Source organism: Salinivibrio sp. IB868, from assembly GCF_001995655.1.
In the GTDB taxonomy this organism is placed as follows: domain Bacteria; phylum Pseudomonadota; class Gammaproteobacteria; order Enterobacterales; family Vibrionaceae; genus Salinivibrio; species Salinivibrio siamensis.
On record NZ_MUEW01000007.1, the window covers coordinates 162,081 to 184,747 of the forward strand.

Genomic DNA, 22,667 nt, shown 5'->3' on the forward strand with positions numbered 1-22,667 from the left:
TCAGCTTCCTGGGATGATCAAGGTTTGCCCAACCGCCAGCGTATCAGAGTGTAATTCATTGGCGCGACGGAGGCTCTCAATGGTCACTCCGTAATTGCTGGCAATTTTGCCAAGGTATTCACCGCGTTTGACTTTGTGTTTGACCGCTGGCGATGTCGCACCCGGCACGCTTAGCTTTTGCCCCACCCAGAGCGTGTCAGACTTCAAGTTATTCGCGCGGCGCAGCGTCGCCACCGAGACCTGATAATGCTCGGCAATTTTGCCAAGAAACTCTCCGCGACTCACGGTGTGCGTCAGCGTACGCGTTGACGTCGTTTTGCTGGTCTTGCCTGCTAATTTAGCGACATCAACATTAGGGATCGATAACACTTGGCCAACCCGCAAGGTATTGGAGGTTAATCCATTCGCCGATTTTATCGCGGCGACGGAACTCTTATATTTTTTGGCAATGACCGACAGTGACTGGCCGGCACTGACTTTGTGTTTTACCCCGTTTTTGCGCGCAGCAAACAAGGTGCCATCCGGCGGGAAGCGCTCAAAATAATTGCGAATACCATGATAGACCGCATCCGCGAGCCGGCGCTGATGATCCCGCTGAAATAGCAGGCGTTCTTCTTGTGGATTAGAGATAAAGCCAACTTCGACGAGCAAAGACGGTATGTCTGGTGACTTTAATACGGCGAGGCTGGCGTGCTCTGGACTCGATTTATGTAATTTGGTGACTTTGCCGAGCTCCTTTAGTACGCGTTTCGCGACATTAAAGCCTTCCTTTTGCGAGTTACTAAACTGCAAGTCCAATACCGCACGACTTAAGTATTCGTCCTCATTATTCTGAGCCAGCAAAGAGCCCCCACCCAACAAGTTAGATTGCTCTTCATGTTTTTCTATCCAACGACCAATTTCACTGTTCGCACGGCGACGAGAAAGGACCCATACCGATGCGCCACGAGGTTGTGGTTTATGGAAACCATCTGCGTGCACCGAGACCAATAAGTGGGCTTTGTGTTGACGCGCAATTTCAGACCGACGGTTCAAATCGACAAAGTAGTCCCCCGTCCGCGTTAAGACCGCACGCATGCCAGGAACAGCGTTAATGCGTGCCGCCGTTTGCTTAGCGATAGAGAGCGTGACATATTTTTCAAATTTACGGCTAGGCCCCACCGCACCGGGATCATTACCGCCATGCCCGGCATCAATTGCCACCACGATATCCTCGGTGCCAAAAGGCAATGCAGCCACCGTCTCACGTCGCTTCTTTTCAGCAACAGACAACGCGGGTTTATTTTTATCTACWTTCTTAGGATGGGGTAAATCAACCACCAGCCGGTGGCCATATTCTCCCCCGGGGGCGAGCGAGAAGATATGCGGCTTGGCACCGTCTTTTAACTCAAAAACTAACCGATACGTCGATGCCTCGGGCGGACTGCTCTTACGGATTTTACGCAAGATATCACTGCCTTTGACCGGCTTAGGTAAGCGCGTAGCCAGCTGGCTCTGCTTTAAATCAACTACCAGCCGATCGGGACGTGACAGTGAGAAATAGCTAAAATCCGGTTTATCTTCAAGATCTACCACCACCCGTGTCTCATTGGGGGCGGGCCATACCCGAATATTCTCAATCTTATTGGCCCAACTTGTTGCACTCAACAAACTGGCGATCATCAAGATGCAAAGCCGCTGCCACATCATGCTAGTCTTCCCATTCTAGACGGTCGATAATTGCGATCCCAACGCGGGTATTCGCGTCAATAACCAGTTCACGCTGCTCACCGTCATAGCGCAGAGTAATGTCTAGATCGGCGCGCGGTAACCAGCCTTGGCCTTTTTCCGGCCATTCAATCAAGCAAAGCGCCTGATCATTAAAATAATCACGGATCCCCATAAACTCCAGCTCTTCCGGATCGCCCAACCGATAAAGGTCAAAATGGTATATGTGCCAGGGTGGCAATAGGTAAGGTTCCACGAGCGTATAGGTGGGGCTTTTCACATTCCCGGTATGTCCCATTGCTTGCACAAAACCGCGGCAGAAGGTGGTTTTGCCGGCGCCAAGATCACCGTGCAAGTAACAAGTGGTATTTTGCGTACATGCACGCGCCAACGCGGCACCAAACGCCACAGTGCGATCGGCATCAGTCAATGAGGTGGTAAAAGTCTGGGTCATACTACAAAGGGATCTCATCTTTATATGGGTATTCGTCGCACCTTGCATGGCTACCGCCACCCGTGCGCTAATCTACTAATTGTTGCAAATAGGGGAATAGATCGCTGGCCAATAACCCCCGTTCACCTGCCTCGGCCGCCTTATCACCCGCTTTGCCATGAAGATAGCACCCCAGAGCCGCGGCAGGAAATAAGTCTACGCCTTGCGCCAGAAGACTGCCTATGACACCCGACAACACATCGCCCATTCCCCCAGACGCCATGCCAGGGTTACCGACATTAGCAACAGCATAATTTGTGCCATCATATACGATTGTTCCCGCTCCTTTAAGTACGACAACGCCACCATAACGCGTGTGTATCGCTTTGACGGCAGCAAAGCGGTCAAGTTCCACTTCTTTGGTTTCACAACCTAATAAGCGCGCGGCCTCACCGGGATGTGGGGTGAGGATCCAGTCATCGCGATGTTGTGGCTGCCGCGCTAACTTATTGAGACCATCCGCATCAATCACCTTGGGCGTCCGGGCACTCATGGCGATCGTCCACAACGCATCCGACCACGCACTCTGGCCGAGTCCCGGGCCAATGACCAAATGTGTTGCCCATGCCAACGTCTCACTGAGTGATTGGCCGGGCTCCCACCCTTGCGTCATCAGTTCTGGCTGACGTGTTACCAGCATCAGGGTATGCGCTTTTTGCGTCACCACTTTGACAAGCCCGGCACCGGTTCTTAACGCCGCTTGCGCTGACAAGGCCACTGCGCCCCCCATGCCCTGGTCGCCCCCTAAACACAGGACGCGACCGAATTGTCCCTTGTGTGCGCTACGCGAGCGTTTAGGTAAATGCGGCTCGACCCAGTCATCACGAACAAGGTAACCCGCAGGGGTGGACTGACGCGAGAATGCTGTCGCGACATTCAGGCCTGCAAACATTAACTCACCGCGATGGGCAACCGCTTGGCCGGTGAGCAATCCTTGCTTTAACGCAATCAAGGTGACGGTCACATCGGCGTCAATAGCCACGCCTTTCACACAGCCACTATTGGCACAAAGCCCAGAGGGAATATCTACCGCAACCACAGGTACCGCCGCGAGGTTGATGGCGCTGATCGCCTGAGCAAACTCCCCCTCCACGGCACGCGATAATCCGGTACCCAAGATAGCATCGACCACCACATCGAACTGGCTAATCGTTGGTGGGTGTTCAACATAGCTACCACCACAATCTTGCCACTCTTGCCAAGCGGTCGCCGCATCACCCTCCAGTTTGCTTGGTGTCACTAGCGACCACACGGTAACGCTTAACCCCGCGGATTTGGCAAGCCGCGCAATCACATAACCATCACCCGCATTGTTACCGGCACCACATACGATTAATAGTCGTGCCGCATTGGGATAATGTTGATTGATACAGTCAAACACTGACTGCCCAGCACGTAGCATTAGCTGATACATGGGAATCGACAGTGCACGCGCGACCGCTTGCTCGCCTTCACGAACTTGCTCTGCGCGATAGAAACTCTGTGGTAAACTTGTCGCCATTAAGTGCCTCCATTGATTGTACTGCACCACCCAAGGCCTCAGGATCTATCGCTATGTCGCAACCCAAGCCCGATGCATCCATTGATTTCGACCAACTTGCCCAACGTATCAAGCAATGGGGGCAAGCGCTAGGCTTCCAGCAAGTGGGGATCACGGATGTTGATCTCAAGCAACATGAAGCGCAATTACAGCGCTGGCTCGACAACGGGTATCACGGTGAGATGGCGTGGATGGCCAGACATGGCATGATGCGTGCGCGACCGGACGAACTGGTGCCAGGCACAGTGCGCGTGATCAGTGTGCGGATGAACTACTTGCCGCCTAACGCGGGCTTTGCCCAAACACTGGCCAATCCTGATTTAGGATATGTGAGTCGTTACTCGCTGGGACGTGACTACCATAAACTGATTCGGAATCGACTCAAAAAGCTGGGCCAACAGATTGAGGCTGAAGTGGGCCCATACGGATATCGTCCTTTTGTCGACTCTGCACCTGTTTTAGAGCGCCCGCTCGCGGAGAAAGCCGGCTTAGGTTGGACAGGCAAACACTCCCTGATCCTCAATGATGAAACCGGATCCTGGTTCTTTCTCGGTGAGTTATTGGTGGATCTTCCTTTACCCGTCGACACCCCTGTCGAGAATCAGTGCGGTAAATGTGTTGCCTGCATGACCAGTTGTCCCACTCAAGCAATCGTCGCAGAAGGCGTGGTCGACGCGCGCCGCTGCATTTCCTACCTGACTATCGAATATGATGGCGTGATCCCCTTAGAATTTCGCCATGCCATCGGTAACCGTATCTATGGTTGCGATGACTGCCAGCTGGTTTGTCCGTTTAACCGTGAGGCCGAGATCACCTTAGAGGCTGATTTTCATTGTCGCCCCAGCCTCGAACAACAGCCACTCACCACGCTGTTCAACTGGGATGAGGAAACCTTCTTATCACTCACACAGGGGTCGGCGATACGTCGCATCGGGATCCAAAAATGGCGGCGCAACCTAGCGATTGCCATGGGCAATGCCCCCTTCAATCAAGCGATCATCGATAGTCTCAAGGCGCGGCTCGGTGAGGACAAGCTGGTTGACGAACATATTCACTGGGCGCTCAGCGAACAAGAGAAAAAACGACAGCGTATTGATGTCAAACCATTACCCACAGGGACGCGTCGTCTCGTGCGCATTATAGAAAAAGGATTGCCTCGTGACGCTTAATCGGAGGCTTACAAGCGGAAAGATGACGCTATTCACATAATGTGGAAAACCGTCACGCAATGCGCATTTATGGTGCGCTTTTTGATAGTTAAACACATTGATGGTGCATTAAGCGAGCAAGATCACGTAAGTGAATAACACTGTGGAAAAGCGTTAGCTAACCTGAAAGAAAACCATGTATTTTTCTTATTTTACAAGTATTTAAGGTATGTTTGCGTTTATTTCACATGTGCAACATAGATACCGTGCCTGATGATAAGATAACCAGCACCGTACACAGCAACAAATCCATTAACTGGTTTATCCACAACGCTTTCTCTGTGGATAAGTCTGTGCAGTATTGGTAAAAACCGCGCCACCGTGCGCTTTCAGAGAAAGCATGGACGGATGGGATTTGTGTAAGAAATGATGCTTCACAGCATTAAAGATGGCGCTATGTTAAACGCCACACTGGTGGTTAACCAAGTGATTGGAGCGACACACGGGGTTCGAACCCGTGACCTCAACCTTGGCAAGGTTGCGCTCTACCAGCTGAGCTAGTGTCGCTTATTCCGAATTGTTGTTTGGAGCGACATACGAGGTTCGAACTCGTGACCTCAACCTTGGCAAGGTTGCGCTCTACCAGCTGAGCTAATGTCGCATTGCTGATGCATTACATCGCATTTTAATTTGGAGCGACACACGAGGTTCGAACTCGTGACCTCAACCTTGGCAAGGTTGCGCTCTACCAGCTGAGCTAGTGTCGCTTAGATCGACCTGATCAACATCAGATCGATATTAATTTGGAGCGACATACGAGGTTCGAACTCGTGACCTCAACCTTGGCAAGGTTGCGCTCTACCAGCTGAGCTAATGTCGCTTTCAACAGACGATTCACGTCGTTAGGGCTGCGAATTATACGAAGAAAAAACCGGGTTGCAAGTGCTGGTGAGCAATTTTTTGGTTTTTTCTTTTAATCGCTCAAAAGAGCATCAGATCGATGACTGACCCATCAGATCGTTAAGATCCTCTCTCGATAGAAGCGTAATTCTGCAATTGATTCTCGGATGTCGTCAAGCGCTAAATGGGTTCCCTGTTTAGAGAAATCATTCAACACCTCAGGTTGCCATCGACGTACCAGCTCTTTTAACGTACTTACATCCACCGTACGGTAATGAAAATAGCGCTCGAGCGCTGGCATGTGGCGATAGAGGAAGCGTCGATCTTGCCCCACACTATTACCGCAAATCGGTGACGCGCCAGACGGCACCCATTGCGATAAGAAAGCGATGGTCTGCTCAATGGCGGTTTGCTCGTCAATATCACTCTGTTGTACGCGCGCCACTAAGCCAGACTGGCTATGGGTACGCGTGCACCAATCATCCATTTTGTCGAGCTCGCTTTGCGGTTGATGTACCGCCAGGACGGGCCCCTCAGCCAGAATATTCAACTGTGCATCGGTGACAATTGTCGCGATCTCAATGATCTTATGTGTATCCGGATCCAGCCCCGTCATTTCCAGATCAATCCAGATTAAATTGTTTTCACTGAACGCCATTGAACTTGCCTTTTTTATCGATAAACCATGTATCATACTGTGCTTGATATGAAAGCCAACTTAACCGATAAGAGTCAACGTGGCAAAAAAGAAAAAACTGACGAAGGGTCAACTGCGACGGGTAAGATCCAACCAACAACGCCGGATCAAAGAGAAAGATACCGATCTGCAATGGGAAGATGCCGCACTGGAATCCGCGCGGGAAGGGCGGGTTATCACGCGGTTTGGACAACATGCTGATATCGAAGATCCCGACACAGGTAAGATACACAGATGCAATATTCGTCGCACTGTCCATAGTCTGGTCACTGGCGACCGTGTAGTATGGCGACCCGGTAAAGAAGCGCTCGATGGCTTTGCTGGCGTTGTGGAGGCGGTGCATGAACGTGACTCCGTGCTCACTCGTCCCGATTATTACGATGGGGTCAAGCCCGTCGCGGCGAACATTGATCAGGTGGTGATCGTGGCCGCTATTTTGCCCGAGCTGTCGCTCAACATTATCGACCGCTACCTTATTGCCTGTGAAGCACTGGATATCGCGCCCCTGATTGTGATCAACAAAGTCGATTTGTTGGATGAAGAAGGCCATGAGATGGTCGATGATCTGCTCGATATTTATCGAGATATTGGTTATCCCCTCGTGATGGTCAGTGCGGACTCGGGCGAAGGCATGTCAGCGTTGATGACACACCTAGACCAGCATGTGAGCGTCTTTGTTGGGCAGTCCGGCGTCGGGAAGTCCAGTTTGGTCAATACCCTACTCCCCGATGTGCACGCGCATACGCATCAGGTATCGGAAAATTCAGGGCTTGGTCAACATACCACCACCGCCGCACGCTTGTATCATTTTGATCAAGGCGGCGATCTGATTGACTCCCCCGGCGTCCGTGAGTTTGGCTTATGGCATTTAGAACCGGAACAAATTGCTCATGGCTTTGTCGAATTTCGTGATTATTTAGGTGGCTGTAAGTTCCGCGATTGCAAACATGGCGATGATCCTGGTTGCCTGCTGCGACAAGCGGTCGAAGACGGACACATTAGTGTCGAACGTTTTGATAGCTACCATCGCATCATTGAGAGCATGAAAGAAGCCAAAGACAACCGTCAGTTCTCGCGGAATAAGCAACACTGAGCGATTGTCACTTTACTGACAGATTCGCTACACTGCGCGCCAGTAAAAGGCACGTCACTGACATCAACAACCCGATAATTGGTTAGGACTACACTGTGCGAGACGATTTGAAAGTCGGCCTACAATACCTTACGCCGAAACACGCGTTGACCCGATTGATGGGGAAACTTGCTAACTTGAAAGCGGGTTGGTTCACCACCGCTGTGATCAAATGGTTTATCAAGCAATATCACGTGGATATGAGCGAAGCAAAAGTGAGCGATCCCAGCCACTATCGCACCTTTAATGATTTTTTCGTTCGCGAGCTGAAGCCGGCGCTGCGCCCCATCGATGGCGACGAGGCAACGCTGGTCTTTCCGGCTGACGCCTGTGTCAGTCAAGCAGGCGCGATTGAACAGGGCCGCCTGATTCAAGCCAAAGGCCATAGCTTCTCTCTGACCGAGTTAGTGGGCGGAGATGACACGCTTGCGGCGCAATTTGACCAAGGCGAATTCGCCACCTTGTACCTTTCTCCTCGCGACTATCACCGCGTTCACATGCCGTGTGACGGTGTGTTGCGAGAGATGATTTATATTCCTGGCGATTTGTTTTCAGTGAACCCACTGACGGCAGAAAACGTGCCAAACCTCTTTGCGCGGAATGAGCGCGTGGTGTGCGTCTTTGATACCGCGTTTGGCCCCATGGCACAAATATTGGTCGGCGCCACCATTGTTGGCAGTATCGAAACCACGTGGGCCGGGACGGTGACCCCGCCAACCGGTGGCAGTATTCGTCGTTGGCAATATCCAACCGACGGTGAGCAGGCGATGCACTTTGCTCAAGGAGAGGAAATGGGCCGATTCAAACTGGGCTCTACCGTGATTAACCTCTTCCCGAAAGGGGCGGTACGCTTTGATGACGCCGTCTTACCTGGTGAGCCGACACAATTGGGGCAAGCTTACGCACACCGCCAGCACTAACTCCCGCTAAAAACCTGAGAAAAATGTGAAATATGGGGCATTTATGTCCCTTTTTTGTGTCGAAATTCGGATATTTTTCCCGTTAATCCAAGATAAAGCGCCGTATGATACGGATATTCCATTACTGATAATAAGGCGCACGCGACTCTTCGCGTCTAAGGCGGAACGCGCTCGCCCATCCATGACGAAGGAGCGTATTTGTGGTTAATGCTCGTTTTATCAAATTGCTGGTCGCCCTCGGCTTACCGCTGTTACTACTGTTAGTCCCTACCGATTGGTTACCCATTGCTAACCTCACTATCATTCAGCACCGTTTGTTAGCGATATTTCTGATGGCGGCCTTGCTGTGGGTCCTTGAGCCTGTGCCGGTGTTTTCAACCTCTTTGCTGATCATTACCCTGCAGTTGGTGATGATATCCGATAAAGGCTTACACTGGTTTCGCGGTATCACACTGCATCATCCTCGCGGAGACTTAATTCCTTATACCGACATTCTCAGCGCCTTTTCGTCCCCTATCATTATTCTGTTTATGGGCGGGTTTTCACTGGCTATTGCCGCATCAAAATATGAACTCGACATCAATTTAGCACGTGTGCTGTTGAGGCCGTTTGGTCACCACCCTAAATTTATCATGCTTGGCCTGATGCTGATTACCGCGGTATTTTCGATGTTTATGTCAAACACTGCCACCACGGTGATGATGCTGGCCCTATTAACGCCAATTATCGCGGTGTTACCCAAAGGTGATCCTTTGGTCAAGGCACTCGTGCTTTGTATTCCCGTGGCAGCGAATACCGGTGGCATTGCCACACCTATCGGCACACCACCTAACGCTATTGCCTTACAGTATTTAACGGGGGAGTATAAAGTCTCTTTTCTGGGTTGGATGCAGATGGGCCTGCCTTTCGTGATCGTTCAGCTCACCTTCGCCTGGTGGCTATTACAACGGCTCTTTCAGAGTCAACAAACCCGCGTGAATCTCGCTTTAGAAGGCCGTTTTTTACAAAGCTGGCAGGCTTACACTGTCTATATCACCTTCGCCCTCACGATCGTGCTGTGGCTCACCACCAGTTTGCATGGCATGAATACTTATGTGGTGGCGGTGATCCCACTGGCGATTTTTACCCTCACTGGCATTATTGGTAAGCCAGAGCTCAAACAAATTAACTGGGATGTGTTGTGGCTGGTCGCTGGCGGGATTGCCATGGGGATCGCGCTCGACCAAACCGGCCTAGCCGCGGCGCTCGCTCATGCGGTCGATTACAGCCTGCTTACCGCCATGACGGTGCTGGTTACCTTGTCGATTATCTGCTGGCTGATGGCGAACTTTATGTCCAACACAGCCACCGCTAACCTCTTAATGCCGATAGCCGCGGCCATCGCGACCTCCATGCCCGCACTGGCAAGCATTGGCGGTATGCAGGGGCTATTGATTGTGGTCGCCTTCTCCGCTTCCTTGGGGATGATACTGCCGGTCTCGACGCCACCCAACTCCCTAGCATATTCAACCGGATTTATCAGCAGTCAAGATTTGGTCAAAGTCGGTATCATCTTAGGCATAAGTGGCTTAGGCCTAGTTTATACCGCTGTCCTCTTACTCACATGACAATCGTTTAACGATTGAGACACAAAACGATAGATTCGCCCCAGAACGAGAAAATTGATATTTTTCATCCGCTAAAAATGGGATAACACTGATGATGTGAGTAAGACAGCCAGCTGAGCGTTGAGGATAAATCCACTTTTTGCAAAATTCTTTATCCCTCATTGACTCAAGCTTTCTACAATTAAGCAGATACTCAATAAGAAAGTGTCATCAAAACGTGGTAGTACGAGGGATCTTTAATGAAATTCACCATCAAGACCAAAATATTGCTTGCTGTTGCTTTGGTCGTTGCCTTAGTCAGTGCAGTACAGGCATGGTTTTCCGTTAACCAATTGGAACAAGAGACGCAGCAAAACGTCACTGAGCAAATGCGCGATGTCGGTCTTTCCACCAGCAACTTTATCGAAGAGTGGCTAGATATCCGCAGTGACATGCTAGTCGCCAATGTGCCACTGATTGCGACCCAGCAGAATGTCGATCGTGAATTATTGCTGACCAAGCGCCAGGGTAACTTTCTCACCGTTTACGCCGGCTTTGCAGACGGCTCGATTGCTTATGGTGACAAAACAGAAAGCTGGCCGGCCAATTATGACCCGCGGACTCGACCTTGGTACAAACAAGCCAACGCCGCCAATGAGCTCATTATCACACCACCTTATGTCGATGCCAATGGTGCCGGGATGGTGATCAGTTTTGCCAAATCGTTCAATCAACGCTTTGAGGGCGTTATCGCGGCGGATCTCTCCGTTGACGCCATTGTGCAAGAAGTGCTCAACGTGCGGTTACCCAACCAAGGTTTCGCCTTTTTGGTGGACGGGAATAACAATGTCGTCGCTTATCGGGATACCGCGCTCAGTACCAAAGCGCTCACCGAGGTTGACGATGAGCTCACCCCCGCTTTTATCCAAAAGGCCCGTAACAGTGACGCACTCGCGAGCATTACCTTTGACGGTGACGGAAGAGAAAAGCTGCTCGCCGTGACGCCCGTTGAAGGCGCTGACTGGAGCCTTGGCGTGGTACAAGACAAAAAGTTGGCGTTTGCGTCTGTCTCAGAGCAGATTGTGTCCACCTTGGTCACGTCAGTGATTCTCTTTGTGATCATTGCATTGATTGCCGGCGCCCTTATTCACCGGATGTTAGCCCCCCTGACCCAACTGACACAGGCAGTGAGCTCGCTGTCAAAAGGCAGTGGGGATCTGACTCAGCGCCTTGATATTGTCCGTAAAGATGAAATCGGTGAGCTAGCCGGGCACGTCAATGCGTTCCTTGAGCAGTTACAAGCGATGATAGGCCGCAGCGTCACCCAGAGTGTCACCTTATCGGATCGCGCAGACCAATGTCGCAATCTTGCTCACCAGTCCAGTAGCTTGGTGGGGCAGCAACAAGGCGATGTCGATCAAATTGCTACCGCCATCCATGAGATGTCGACCACCGCCAACGAAGTTGCGAGTAACGCTGAACAAACCGCTCGCTCTGCCCAAGAAGCGGAGAGCTCTTGCCGTGATGGATTAGAGGTGGTGGAGAGCAACCGTGATGCCATTACCCAACTGGCGGAGCAAGTGGAGCAAGCGACGGATGTGATTCGAGAGTTGGATACCAATTCACAAAGCATCAACCAAATCATCTCCACCATTCAGGATATTGCTGAACAAACCAACCTACTCGCGCTTAACGCCGCCATTGAGGCCGCCCGAGCCGGCGAACAAGGTCGTGGCTTTGCTGTCGTCGCCGATGAAGTGCGTGTATTGAGTCAGCGTACTCATGACTCCACGGAAGAGATCCGTAACATGATTGAAACGCTACAAAGCACCACTCAACGCGCGGTGGATGGCATGACCCAAAGTAATGATATGGCGACCTCAAGTGTCGAGCGCGCGGCCTCAGCGAGCGAGAAACTCAACGAAATCACCCGTGCAATTGGCGACATTTCTGAGATGGCGGCACAAATTGCCAGCGCAGCTGAAGAGCAACGTGCGGTGACCGAGGATATCAACCGCAATACCCAAGCGGTGCGTGACCTATCGTTAGAGATCCACCAAAAATCCAATGAAACGGGCGAGCAAGGTGAGCAAATGGCGCAAGATGCGCAAGAAATGCACAACGACCTCTCCAAGTTCAAAGTATAACCTGAGCCACTGCAGTCTGCCTGCCTGGGTAGGCAGACTGTCACTGGCAGAAAGATCACAGATTCATCCATCTTCTCGCGCTTTGCCGCTGTTGTGACCGCATTTTGTCTTATCGATCCAACTTTAGTGCAAACGTTGCGTATACACTTGTGACACTTTTCAAGCAGATGGAAATGTGTCTATGCCCAAGCCAACCATTAAGCTAAAAATCATTGTGGCGATTGCCTTTATCGTGGCCTTGGTCAGTGCGGTACTTGCCAGCATTTCTGTGCGTCAACTCCAAAGCGAGACGACCAGCAGTATCACCAAGCAAATGCATGATGTCGGGGATGCCACCGTCCAGTTTATCGATAGCTGGCTGAGTACGCGCGCCGATATGCTATTGGCAAACGAATCACTGATCGCCAATAAGGCTAATGTGGATCGCGAGCTTCTTGTCACCAAGCGAGCGGGGCATTTTCTCTCCGTATATGCCGGCTTTGAAGATGGCCGTATCGCCTACGGTGATAAAAGCGAAGATTGGCCCGCCGACTATGATCCGCGCACTCGCCCTTGGTATCAAAGCGCCAGTGACGCCAATGGCTTAATCATTACCGAGCCCTATCAAGATTTCGACGGCAGTTTGGTGGTCAGTCTCGCCAAGGCCTTCAATGGCCAATATCAAGGCGTGCTGGCTGCCGACGTCACCGTCACCGATATTGTCGAGCAAGTGTTAAATTTAAAACTCAGTAATGGCTTTGCCTTTCTCGTCGATGGTGACAACCGCTTAGTGGCGTATCGCGACACAGATCTCAGTCGCCAACCCCTCACTGAGCTGGATGAAGAGCTCACCCCGACATTTATGGCCAATGCAAGCGCACAACGCCAACTCACCACCTTTGAGCTCAATGGCAAAGAAAAGCTACTCGCGGCTATCGAAGTACCTAATACCGATTGGACCTTGGGTATCGTTGAAGACAAGACGCAAGCCTATGCCTCAGTATCAGAGCAAATTACCTTTGTGCTGATCGCCTCAGTGATTTTGTTTATCGTGATTGCCTTTGTCGCCGGCGCGTTAATCAAACAACTGCTAAAGCCATTAGGCGAGCTGACAGGGGCCGTGCGCACGCTCTCTGCAGGTGAAGGCGATCTGACGCAAAGGATCAACATCGCCCGCCAAGATGAAATTGGCGAATTGGCTGAATACGTCAATGCCTTCCTCGCTCAGCTCCAGCAAATGGTGGGTAAAGCAGTGAACCAAAGCATGACGTTGTCAGAAAGTGCTGAGGAGTGCCGAACCCACGCCCTGCAATCCAGTCAGCTGGTTGATAAGCAGCAAAATGATGTTGATCAGATCGCGACTGCGATCCACGAAATGTCGACCACAGCCAACGAGGTCGCCAGTCACGCCGAAGATACGGCCTCATCGGCGCAACAAGCGGAGCAGTCATGCCAAGAAGGGTTGAGCGTGGTCGGCGATAACCGCAATGCCATCACTCAGTTGGCCGAGCAAGTGGAGCGAGCCACTAATGTGATCCGCGAGCTGGATGAAAATGCACAGAGCATTAACCAAATCATCGCGACGATTCAAGGGGTGGCAGAACAAACCAACTTGCTTGCCCTAAACGCGGCGATTGAGGCAGCGCGGGCAGGCGATCAAGGGCGCGGTTTTGCGGTGGTCGCCGATGAAGTGCGCGTGCTCAGCCAGCGTACCCATGACTCCACCGAAGAAATTCGCAACATGATTGAGACGCTGCAGCACACCACGCAGCGCGCGGTCGATGATATGACTCAGAGTAACGAGATGGCCACCTCCAGTGTGGATCGCGCCGAAGCGGCCAGTGAGCGCCTGAATCAAATCACCAGCGCCATTGGTACTATCTCAGAAATGGCGATTCAAATTGCTAGCGCCGCCGAGGAGCAGCGCGCGGTCACTGACGATATCAATCGCAATACCCAAGCGGTGAAAGATCTATCTTATGAGATCCACCAGCAAGCCAGTGCTACCGGCGATCAGGGAGAAAGTATGGCGCAAGCCGCGCGGGATATGCATCAAGATCTGTCAAAATTTAAAGTCTAGGTGAATGCCCTTTCAGACGCCGCCGCAAGGCGGCGTTTTTCTTATGGCGCTACGCGCGTGAGACAGGAAACGCAGTCACCGCATCAATGTGATCACAACCGAGCGCGAGCATCACAAGGCGATCGATCCCTAGCGCAACCCCTGCGCAATCAGGTAGGCCACTTTCCAGCGCTGACAACAAGTGCTCATCGATAGGTTGTGGTGGTAGACCGCGAGCCACACGTGCCGCATTATCCGCCTCAAACCGCTGTCGCTGCTCGTTGGCGTCTTGCAATTCATAAAAGCCATTGGCCAGCTCAACCCCTCGGTAATATACCTCAAACCGATGCGCAACACGCGTGTCTGCTTCGCTGATTTTAGCCAACGCGGCTTGCGATGCCGGAAAGTCATAAATAAAGGCCGGCACCTGCTGGCCAATATGCGGCTCCACCATCACGGAGAAAAGCAGCTGCAGCAAGGTATCTTTGTCGGTTTCATCCTGAGTGATATCGGTGAGCCCTTTGGTGGCAGCCAGTGCACGCAACTGATCAATCTCCGCAGTGAGAGGGCACAGTCCGGTGAGAGATTCAAAGACCGTTTGATAGCTCATCCGTGTCGCGGCTTGGCACCTCAGCACCGCTTGTAACAAGGCATCCATTTCGTCCATCAAGTCATGGTGGGTATAGCCAGGTTGATACCACTCCAACATCGTAAACTCGGGGTTATGGTAGCGCCCCGCTTCTTCATTCCGAAACGCTTTGCTGATTTGATAAATAGCCCCACTTCCAGCGGCTAATAGCCGCTTCATATGGAACTCTGGACTGGTCATGAGGTGCAAGGCGACGCCGTCAGCAAAACCCGGCCCAACCAAAGACGTTGTGAAGCTATGAAGGTGCACATCGGTCACCGCCGCTTGACTCAGTGCTGGGGTATCCACTTCCCATACATCACGGACGGCAAAAAATTGACGGATACGGGCTATGATCGCAGCGCGCTTTTTTAGTTGTGACACGCTTGCCGTTGGCTGCCACCGATTCCTCTCACTCATACGTTTACCCTTGCGCTCTCTGATGGCGCCAGTCTATCGCTGCCGCCTGGAATGACAAGTGCTCATCACCGCTGTCACACAGCAACTATGTGTCACACGACGCATTTTCTTGGTGAGTATTTCTCATTTTTACAAGAGAGGCAGGCACTTAACGACTAACATCACACTTTTATGCAATTTAACACCCATGCCCGCAAAATCACGGCAATTCCCCGACTGAGTCAATTTTTACTATGCGTAGATTGCCTACCATGACAGCAGAACAATAAACAAGCCAAGCACTGGCTTTCCCTACACTGGAGGATGAACGTGCAGACCCTCACCACAGACATTGCAGTTATCGGCGCTGGTGGCGCTGGACTGCGCACGGCCATTGCGGCCGCTGAAGCTGACCCTTCTCTTAATATTGCGCTGGTGTCTAAGGTCTACCCCATGCGCTCCCACACCGTGGCCGCAGAAGGTGGATCGGCTGCCGTCATCAAGGACGAAGACAGCCTAGACAACCACTTCAACGATACCGTGAGCGGTGGCGACTGGTTATGCGAACAAGATGTCGTCGATTACTTTGTCAAACATTGTGCCCATGAAATGGTACAACTCGAGCAATGGGGCTGCCCTTGGAGTCGAAAAGACGATGGCAGTATCAATGTTCGTCGGTTTGGCGGTATGAAAGTGGAGCGTACATGGTTTGCTGCCGATAAAACCGGCTTCCATATGCTCCATACCCTGTTTCAAACCTCGACCAAATACCCACAAATCCAGCGTCTCGATGAATACTTTGTGATTGATTTGATTATCGATGACGGGCAAGTACAAGGCTTGATTGCCTTGCACATGGCGGAAGGCGAGCTGGTTTGTATTAAAGCCAAATCGGTGGTGTTAGCCACTGGCGGTGCGGGACGCGTGTACAGCTGCAATACCAATGGTGGGATTGTCACCGGGGATGGTATGGCCATGGCTTATCGCCACGGTATTCCGCTGCGTGATATGGAATTTGTCCAATATCACCCCACAGGACTGCCTGGTACGGGGATCTTAATGACCGAAGGCTGCCGTGGCGAAGGTGGCATTATTGTCAACAAAGACGGCTACCGCTACCTGCAAGATTATGGACTCGGGCCAGAAACGCCCGTCGGTCAACCGAAAAACAAATACATGGAGCTCGGCCCACGCGATAAAGTCTCACAAGCCTTTTGGCATGAGCAGCAAAAAGGCAATACCATCAAGCACACGCTCGGTGACGTTGTTCATCTCGATTTACGTCACCTCGGCGAAGACTATATTCAAGAACGGCTGCCGTTTATTTGTGAGCTCGCCAAAGCCTATGTCAACGTTGACCCCGCCAAAGAGCCGATCCCAATTCGTCCCACGGTGCACTACACCATGGGTGGCATTGAAACGGATGCCCAAACCGAAACGCGCGTTAACGGCTTATTTGCGGTTGGTGAGTGCTCCTCCGTCGGTTTGCACGGCGCTAATCGACTCGGCTCAAACTCGCTCGCTGAATTGGCGGTATTTGGTCGTTTGGCGGGTGAAGGCGCAGCAAAACGGGCAGCGGCCTTCACAGATTGGAATCAAGCGGCGATTGATGCCCAAGTTCAGAACGTCAAAGCGCGCATTGATCAGTTGCTGAGCAATCAAGGCGAAGAAAACTGGGCGGATATTCGCAAAGAGCTTGGCGAGACAATGGAAGCGGGCTGCGGTATTTATCGTCGCGAAGATCTGATGCAAGCCACCATTGATAAAATCGCGGAACTCAAAGCACGCTATCAGCATATTGCCATCCAAGACCAAGGGAGTGTGTTCAATACTGACCTACTCTATGCCATTGAAGTGGGCTATGGCTTGGAAGTGGCCGAAGCCATGGCACATTCTGCTATCCAGCGTAAGGAGTCTCGCGGGGCCCACCAACGCCTTGATGAGGGCTGTACCGAGCGTGACGATGAAAACTATCTCAAGCACACCTTAGCCTTCTACCAACCTGACGGCCGTCCTCGCATTGATTATGGCGATGTCAAAATCACCAAGTCACAACCACAAGCGCGGTTGTATGGTGATGCGGCAGAACGCGCCAATGGTGGCAATGTTGACTCAAAAGAGGAGCACGCATCATGACGCAAACTACCTACCAGGTCTCAGTGCTCAGATACGATCCGGCAACGGATGATGCGCCTTACTCGCAATCTTTCGTTGTACCCGGCGATGAAACCATGTCGGTCTTGGATGCGCTGGGGTATATCAAAGACAACCTCGATAAGTCGCTCTCTTATCGCTGGTCGTGTCGCATGGCCATTTGTGGCTCATGCGGGATGATGGTCAATGGCGTGCCCAAGCTCGCTTGCAAAGCGTTTTTACGTGATTACGCCAAAGGGGTGGTGATTGAGCCTTTGGCTAATTTTGCGATCGAAAAAGATCTCGTTGTCGATATGACGCCCTTTATTGAGCGCCTTGAAGCGATAAAACCCTATATCTTGGGTAATGATCGTCGCCCTGAAGACGGGCCCAACACGCAAACGCCTGAACAAATGGCACGCTACAAACAGTTTGCCGCTTGTATCAACTGCGGCTTATGCTACGCCGCCTGTCCTCAGTTTGGTCTCAATCCCGACTTTCTTGGTCCTGCTGCGATCGCGCTGGCACACCGCTATAACCTTGACAGTCGAGACAAGGGGAAAGCCCAACGCATGCCACTGATTAATAGTGATAACGGTGCATGGGGATGTACTTTCGTCGGCTACTGCTCAAAAGTTTGCCCGAAAGGTGTTGATCCTGCGGGTGCGGTCAACCAAGGCAAGGTGGCTTCCACCCAAGATATGGTGATTGCCATGTTTAATCCCAATAAAGATGGGCAGGAGGTAAGAGGATGAGTAATCGCAAACCCTATACACGCCCCATGCCTCGTACTTGGTGGCTCGAACATCCGTTCTACCGCTTTTATATGGTGCGAGAAGCAACAGTACTGCCTTTGGTCTTTTTTACGCTTAGTCTTACAGCTGGGTTAATTTGCTTGGTTCAGGGACCGCAAGCGTGGCAAAGCTGGCTGGATTATATGGCCCACCCGGTTGTGATTATCTTGAACCTGGTTGCCTTGGTCGCCAGCCTGTTTCATGCCACCACGTTTTTTAGCATGATGCCGCAAGTAATGCCGATTCGCATTAAAGGAAAACTGCTCGACGGTAAATGGGTGGTTGGTGCGCAATGGGCCGCGGTCGCGGTGATCTCACTGATTGCTCTTGTGCTCATTTAGGAGGTGTTATGATCGATCCCAAACCCAAACGTTCCGATGAGCCCATTTGGTGGAGTTTATTTGGCGCCGGGGGGACCTGGTTCGCGATGTTTACCCCGGTGACTGTCTTGATTCTGGGGGTTCTCATCCCACTTGGCGTTATTGACCCATCCGCATTGAGCTATGACCGCGTGATGATGTTTGCTGATCACTGGCTGGGCAAATTGCTTATCCTCGCCACGCTGGCGCTACCAATGTGGCACGCCATGCACCGCATTCATCACGGGCTGCATGATTTGAAGCTGCATGTGGGGTTAGCAGGCAAAGTGGTGTGCTATGCCATCGCTTTTGCCGTCAGCATTGCCGCCGTGCTGTTGGTGCTTGTCATTTAACGAACACCGACGGCCCGTCATAATAAAAAAGCCCTGGCCTATATCAGCTCAGGGCTTTTTCGCGGTATCGTTATTTAACCCGTCCAACGTACTCACCCGTTCGGGTATCGACCTTAATTACTTCGCCGATTTGAATAAACAAAGGCACGCGAACCACAGCGCCTGTGCTCAGTGTCGCTGGCTTACCGCCCGTTCCTTGCGTATCACCTTTCAAACCAGGATCAGTTTCCGTCACTTCTAGTTCAACGAAGTTAGGTGGTGTTACCACGATAGGGTCGCCGTTCCACAGCGTAAGCGTACAAGTGTTGTTCTCGACTAACCACTTGACGTTATCACCCACTGCGCTCTCATTAGACGCAATTTGCTCAAAGGTTTCATTGTTCATGAAGTGATAGAATTCACCGTCTGTGTACAGGTAATCCATATCGACTTCAATCACGTCGGCCGCTTCAACGCTGTCACCCGATTTAAATGTTTTCTCTAGTACTTTACCGGAGATCAACTTACGGATTTTGACACGGTTAAAGGCCTGACCTTTACCTGGCTTTACGAATTCATTTTCGGTAATGACACACGGCTCGTTATCGAGCATAATTTTCAAACCGCCGCGGAATTCATTAGTGCTGAAAGACGCCATCTTGATCCTCTTAACATCTTCGAGTTTTCACAAATGTCGCACATCATAACCCGAATCCAGCCTGCTGTTGAGCGAAACTGGATCAAAGAACTCGCAGAGGCGATCACAGATCCCAGTGAACTGCTGCAAACGCTTGAAATTTCACCAAAGGGGTGGGAGGCCGGCTTTGCCGCGCGCCGTTTGTTTACACAGCGCGTCCCACGTAGTTTTGTTGCCCGAATGGAAAAGGGCAACCCTAATGACCCGCTGCTTAAGCAAGTGCTACCAGTGGCAGACGAGTTTACTGAGGTTGACGGGTTCAGCGCTGACCCACTGGAAGAGCAAGATAATGCGATTCCTGGTTTGTTACACAAGTACCACAACCGTGTGTTGCTGATCGTTAAGGGAGGCTGTGCCATAAATTGCCGTTATTGCTTCCGCCGCCATTTCCCTTATCAAGATAACAAAGGCAGCAAACGCGTGTGGCAAGGGGCGCTGGATTATATCGCCGCTCATGCAGAGATAGACGAAGTGATTTTATCTGGTGGTGATCCGCTGATGGCAAAAGACGAGGAGCTCGATTGGCTCATCAGTGCTATCGAGCAAATAACGCATGTTAAACGGCTGCGTATTCACTCTCGCTTGCCCGTAGTGATCCCTGCGCGCCTCACTTCCGCACTGACCGAGCGCTTATCGCGCTCGCGTTTACAAGTGGTAATGGTCACCCACATCAACCATGCCAATGAGATCGATGACGAATTAAGCGACAAACTCCACGCATTGCGACAAGCGGGGATCACGCTGCTCAACCAAAGCGTGCTTCTCAAAGGCGTGAATGATAGTGCGGATGCGTTGGTGGCACTGAGCCAACGACTTTTTGAGGCTGGCGTTTTGCCTTATTACCTGCATGTATTGGATAAAGTTCAAGGCGCCGCCCACTTTTTAGTCTCGGACGATGAAGCGCGCGCATTAATGCAGGAGATTATCGGCCAGCTTTCCGGCTATTTGGTCCCCCGACTGACCCGAGAAATTGGCGGGCGGGCCAGTAAAACCCCGCTTGATCTACATTTAGAGTGAATAATCAGTAACTTAATTAATATACGCTGTTGATTTATTTTTGCTTCCATGGCTTATTAGAGAGGAAAGCTCACCACAAGGATGTGTTATGTCTCTGATTATTCGTCAATACCACGTCGACGATATTCCTGCGATACGTGAAATCTACGCGCAACCTAACGCCCAAGCGGGTACCTTGCAGTTGCCGATGCCAAGCCTCGCTATGTGGGAAAAGCGGCTTAATAACGTGCCAGATGGCGTATACCCATTGGTTGCCGAGCTGGAAGGTAAAGTGGTCGGTAATCTCAGCTTCGTCATTGCCGCGAATCCTCGCCGTCGCCACGTTGCAGATATTGGCATGGGCGTTCATGATGCCTATCAAGGCCGCGGCATTGGTAGCGCGCTAATGGAAAAAGCGATCGATTTAGCCGATAACTGGTTGAATATGTCACGGATCGAGTTGACCGTATACACAGATAACACAGCGGCTATCCATCTCTATCAACGCTTTGGCTTTGAAATTGAAGGCACCGCCAAACAGTTTGCATTCCGCAATGGCGAGTTTGTCGATGCCCATTATATGGCACGTAATCGCTAACCAAGCCATTCAGGCATGCTATCGGGCTTAGCGTAGCTCAGACGACCAACACGATCAGTGGTATGGTAGCTGTCTAAGCCACTCAAAGCGACGGAGCCTGCTTGCTCAATATCGACAAAACCATCATGGCTGATACAGCTATCTGGAACATGCGCCTCAATGATCTCACCCACCAACAGGTGGGTGCCATTGATCGCCATGGTGTGCTCTTCACGAAGAATGAGACCAAGACGTATAGCAGCCTCTTGAACATAAGGCGCATTAATGCGCTCTCGCCATAAAGGAGTCAACCCCACTTGCTCAAATTCAGACACGCCGTGTGGGTAGCGTGCTGATGTTTGATGCGCCGCGACAACCATCTCTTTTTGAACATGGTTGAGAGTATAAACACCTGTTTCTCTGATATTTGCTAACGTATCTCGCGGGACGGTATCAGGGCGGATAATCACCCCCATCAACGCAGGGTTTGCCCCTAAGTGAAACGCAGAACTCACAATGCATAGATTTGTCTGCCGACTCGTATCACTTGTTCCCAGTAGGTTCGCCGATTTAAAACCTGACAAGCTATTGACGAACGCCGCACGGTAGCGCTTCTCCATGGCCAATATATCATCTCTTTCATACACGCTTAGGGACATAAGTATCCTTATTCAAGTTGGCACCGCTGGCAACGGGCTTGGCCCGTTAACAACGCAGATATTCGATAACGATGGCGGGCGAAAAACAAATAGGCTTTATCCGCAAACCAGGCAATGCCAGGCCTACGTAACCACTTAACCCAATGCCCTTTGCCTACCGCTTGCCAAGCTATGTAGGTCGCATCTAAACCATACACCATCTTCCCGCTGCAATCTTGTGCGTGCAGAATGCGATTTGCAGAGCTGGGATCGACATGAGGAAACCGATCACAAAAATCGGCTTGATGAATATCGACCAGCTGCAAAACACCCTCAGTGTCCCAGCGAGACAGCTTACGCATCTCTTTCACGCATAAAGGACACATACTGTCGTAAAATACAGTCACCATAGTCACACCTCCTGATGTAGAGACTACGGACAGAAGGGAAAAGAAGATCAGAGAAACGCACGGGAGAAAAGCTAGCAGGAAGGGAAAGCATAAAGCTCAGTACAAAAATGACAAACAAAAAAAAGCCCCGACCGTGAGGTCAGGGCTTGGTGTTTTCTCATCAAAGTCTTACRTCWATYTGCTTTGATGMTTAAATCCTTTTTGCCTTCAGATTTTTCCAAAAATCTGAAAACAAGAAAGCAAGCCTGGCGATGTCCTACTCTCACATGGGGAGACCCCACACTACCATCGGCGCTGCTTCGTTTCACTACTGAGTTCGGCATGGAGTCAGGTGGGTCCAAAGCGCTATGGTCGCCAAGCAAATTCGGTAATCTAGAAAGCTGTTCGTTCTCGCCA

Annotated in this window: 20 protein-coding genes, 4 tRNA genes and 1 rRNA gene; 12 read left to right on the forward strand and 13 right to left on the reverse strand. The window is 51.3% G+C overall.

Annotated features, from left to right (window positions below):
- The 3 genes from BZG20_RS09535 to BZG20_RS09545 all read right to left on the reverse strand — a co-directional run bounded on the left by BZG20_RS09535 (position 1) and on the right by BZG20_RS09545 (position 3,701).
- Positions 1-1,689 (reverse strand): LysM peptidoglycan-binding domain-containing protein, encoded by a 1,689-nt coding sequence (locus BZG20_RS09535; protein WP_077578842.1) that lies wholly within the window; start codon positions 1,687-1,689, stop codon positions 1-3.
- Position 1,690: 1 nt separating this feature from the next.
- The gene (gene tsaE, locus BZG20_RS09540) at positions 1,691-2,161 is read right to left on the reverse strand and encodes a tRNA (adenosine(37)-N6)-threonylcarbamoyltransferase complex ATPase subunit type 1 TsaE (RefSeq protein WP_046074385.1); all 471 of its coding nucleotides are present in this window, start codon (positions 2,159-2,161) and stop codon (positions 1,691-1,693) included.
- Positions 2,162-2,228: 67 nt separating this feature from the next.
- Entirely contained in the window at positions 2,229-3,701 is a 1,473-nt protein-coding gene (locus BZG20_RS09545) for a bifunctional ADP-dependent NAD(P)H-hydrate dehydratase/NAD(P)H-hydrate epimerase (protein WP_077578843.1), read from the reverse strand.
- Between the two features lie 80 nt (positions 3,702-3,781).
- On the opposite strand from BZG20_RS09545, the gene queG reads away from it, so the two are divergent.
- Positions 3,782-4,909 carry a tRNA epoxyqueuosine(34) reductase QueG gene (gene queG / locus BZG20_RS09550; RefSeq protein ID WP_158010030.1) on the forward strand — a complete coding sequence of 376 codons (1,128 nt, stop codon included), beginning with the start codon at positions 3,782-3,784 and terminating at the stop codon, positions 4,907-4,909.
- Between the two features lie 470 nt (positions 4,910-5,379).
- Here queG and BZG20_RS09555 read toward each other — a convergent pair.
- The 5 genes from BZG20_RS09555 to orn form a co-directional block, all read right to left on the reverse strand.
- A tRNA-Gly gene (locus BZG20_RS09555) sits at positions 5,380-5,455 on the reverse strand.
- 18 nt (positions 5,456-5,473) lie between these two features.
- Positions 5,474-5,549, reverse strand: a tRNA-Gly gene (locus BZG20_RS09560).
- A gap of 30 nt (positions 5,550-5,579) precedes the next feature.
- A tRNA-Gly gene (locus tag BZG20_RS09565) sits at positions 5,580-5,655 on the reverse strand.
- Positions 5,656-5,692: 37 nt separating this feature from the next.
- Positions 5,693-5,768, reverse strand: a tRNA-Gly gene (locus BZG20_RS09570).
- A gap of 132 nt (positions 5,769-5,900) precedes the next feature.
- The gene (orn, locus tag BZG20_RS09575; RefSeq protein ID WP_046074388.1) at positions 5,901-6,446 is read right to left on the reverse strand and encodes an oligoribonuclease; all 546 of its coding nucleotides are present in this window, start codon (positions 6,444-6,446) and stop codon (positions 5,901-5,903) included.
- A gap of 79 nt (positions 6,447-6,525) precedes the next feature.
- Here orn and rsgA point away from each other — a divergent pair, with 79 nt between their 5' ends.
- From rsgA to BZG20_RS09600, 5 genes are all read left to right on the forward strand, one after another.
- Positions 6,526-7,578, forward strand: a complete 1,053-nt coding sequence (gene rsgA / locus BZG20_RS09580; protein ID WP_046074389.1) for a small ribosomal subunit biogenesis GTPase RsgA — start codon at positions 6,526-6,528, stop codon at positions 7,576-7,578.
- A gap of 158 nt (positions 7,579-7,736) precedes the next feature.
- Positions 7,737-8,537 carry an archaetidylserine decarboxylase gene (gene asd, locus BZG20_RS09585; protein ID WP_152799775.1) on the forward strand — a complete coding sequence of 267 codons (801 nt, stop codon included), beginning with the start codon at positions 7,737-7,739 and terminating at the stop codon, positions 8,535-8,537.
- 200 nt (positions 8,538-8,737) lie between these two features.
- Complete coding sequence (locus tag BZG20_RS09590; protein WP_046074391.1) at positions 8,738-10,144, forward strand: SLC13 family permease; 1,407 nt, start codon at positions 8,738-8,740, stop codon at positions 10,142-10,144.
- 239 nt (positions 10,145-10,383) lie between these two features.
- Positions 10,384-12,270 (forward strand): methyl-accepting chemotaxis protein, encoded by a 1,887-nt coding sequence (locus tag BZG20_RS09595; RefSeq protein WP_077578845.1) that lies wholly within the window; start codon positions 10,384-10,386, stop codon positions 12,268-12,270.
- A gap of 181 nt (positions 12,271-12,451) precedes the next feature.
- Positions 12,452-14,329, forward strand: a complete 1,878-nt coding sequence (locus BZG20_RS09600) for a methyl-accepting chemotaxis protein (RefSeq protein WP_046074393.1) — start codon at positions 12,452-12,454, stop codon at positions 14,327-14,329.
- A 49-nt stretch (positions 14,330-14,378) separates the two neighbouring features.
- Here BZG20_RS09600 and epmA read toward each other — a convergent pair whose 3' ends face one another.
- Entirely contained in the window at positions 14,379-15,356 is a 978-nt protein-coding gene (epmA, locus tag BZG20_RS09605) for an elongation factor P--(R)-beta-lysine ligase (protein ID WP_077578846.1), read from the reverse strand.
- 309 nt (positions 15,357-15,665) lie between these two features.
- Here epmA and frdA point away from each other — a divergent pair, with 309 nt between their 5' ends.
- Genes frdA through frdD form a run of 4 tightly spaced genes read left to right on the forward strand, consistent with a single transcriptional unit; the run spans position 15,666 to position 18,974 of the window.
- Positions 15,666-17,471, forward strand: a complete 1,806-nt coding sequence (gene frdA / locus BZG20_RS09610; protein ID WP_046074419.1) for a fumarate reductase (quinol) flavoprotein subunit — start codon at positions 15,666-15,668, stop codon at positions 17,469-17,471.
- Entirely contained in the window at positions 17,468-18,223 is a 756-nt protein-coding gene (locus tag BZG20_RS09615) for a succinate dehydrogenase/fumarate reductase iron-sulfur subunit (RefSeq protein WP_046074395.1), read from the forward strand. The genes frdA and BZG20_RS09615 overlap by 4 nt, the downstream gene beginning before the upstream one ends.
- A complete protein-coding gene (frdC, locus tag BZG20_RS09620; RefSeq protein ID WP_046074396.1) occupies positions 18,220-18,603 on the forward strand; it encodes a fumarate reductase subunit FrdC in 384 nt (127 codons plus the stop codon). The genes BZG20_RS09615 and frdC overlap by 4 nt, the downstream gene beginning before the upstream one ends.
- A gap of 8 nt (positions 18,604-18,611) precedes the next feature.
- Positions 18,612-18,974, forward strand: a complete 363-nt coding sequence (gene frdD, locus BZG20_RS09625; RefSeq protein ID WP_046074397.1) for a fumarate reductase subunit FrdD — start codon at positions 18,612-18,614, stop codon at positions 18,972-18,974.
- Positions 18,975-19,044: 70 nt separating this feature from the next.
- On the opposite strand, the gene efp is transcribed toward frdD, so the two are convergent.
- Positions 19,045-19,611: an elongation factor P gene (efp, locus tag BZG20_RS09630; protein WP_046074398.1), complete on the reverse strand. Its 567-nt coding sequence runs from the start codon at positions 19,609-19,611 to the stop codon at positions 19,045-19,047.
- A gap of 33 nt (positions 19,612-19,644) precedes the next feature.
- On the opposite strand from efp, the gene epmB reads away from it, so the two are divergent.
- Together epmB and BZG20_RS09640 are read left to right on the forward strand one after the other, a co-directional pair.
- On the forward strand, positions 19,645-20,667 hold the full coding sequence (epmB, locus tag BZG20_RS09635; protein WP_046074399.1) for an EF-P beta-lysylation protein EpmB: 1,023 nt from the start codon (positions 19,645-19,647) through the stop codon (positions 20,665-20,667).
- An 88-nt stretch (positions 20,668-20,755) separates the two neighbouring features.
- Positions 20,756-21,244 carry a GNAT family N-acetyltransferase gene (locus tag BZG20_RS09640; RefSeq protein ID WP_077578847.1) on the forward strand — a complete coding sequence of 163 codons (489 nt, stop codon included), beginning with the start codon at positions 20,756-20,758 and terminating at the stop codon, positions 21,242-21,244.
- Here the strand turns inward: BZG20_RS09640 and BZG20_RS09645 are convergent.
- From BZG20_RS09645 to rrf, 3 genes are all read right to left on the reverse strand, one after another.
- The gene (locus BZG20_RS09645) at positions 21,241-21,882 is read right to left on the reverse strand and encodes a flavin reductase (RefSeq protein ID WP_046074401.1); all 642 of its coding nucleotides are present in this window, start codon (positions 21,880-21,882) and stop codon (positions 21,241-21,243) included. The genes BZG20_RS09640 and BZG20_RS09645 overlap by 4 nt on opposite strands.
- Positions 21,883-21,890: 8 nt before the next feature.
- Entirely contained in the window at positions 21,891-22,271 is a 381-nt protein-coding gene (locus tag BZG20_RS09650; RefSeq protein ID WP_077578848.1) for a DUF393 domain-containing protein, read from the reverse strand.
- Positions 22,272-22,514: 243 nt separating this feature from the next.
- Positions 22,515-22,630: ribosomal RNA gene (gene rrf, locus BZG20_RS09655) — 5S ribosomal RNA — on the reverse strand.
- Positions 22,631-22,667: the final 37 nt, after the last annotated feature.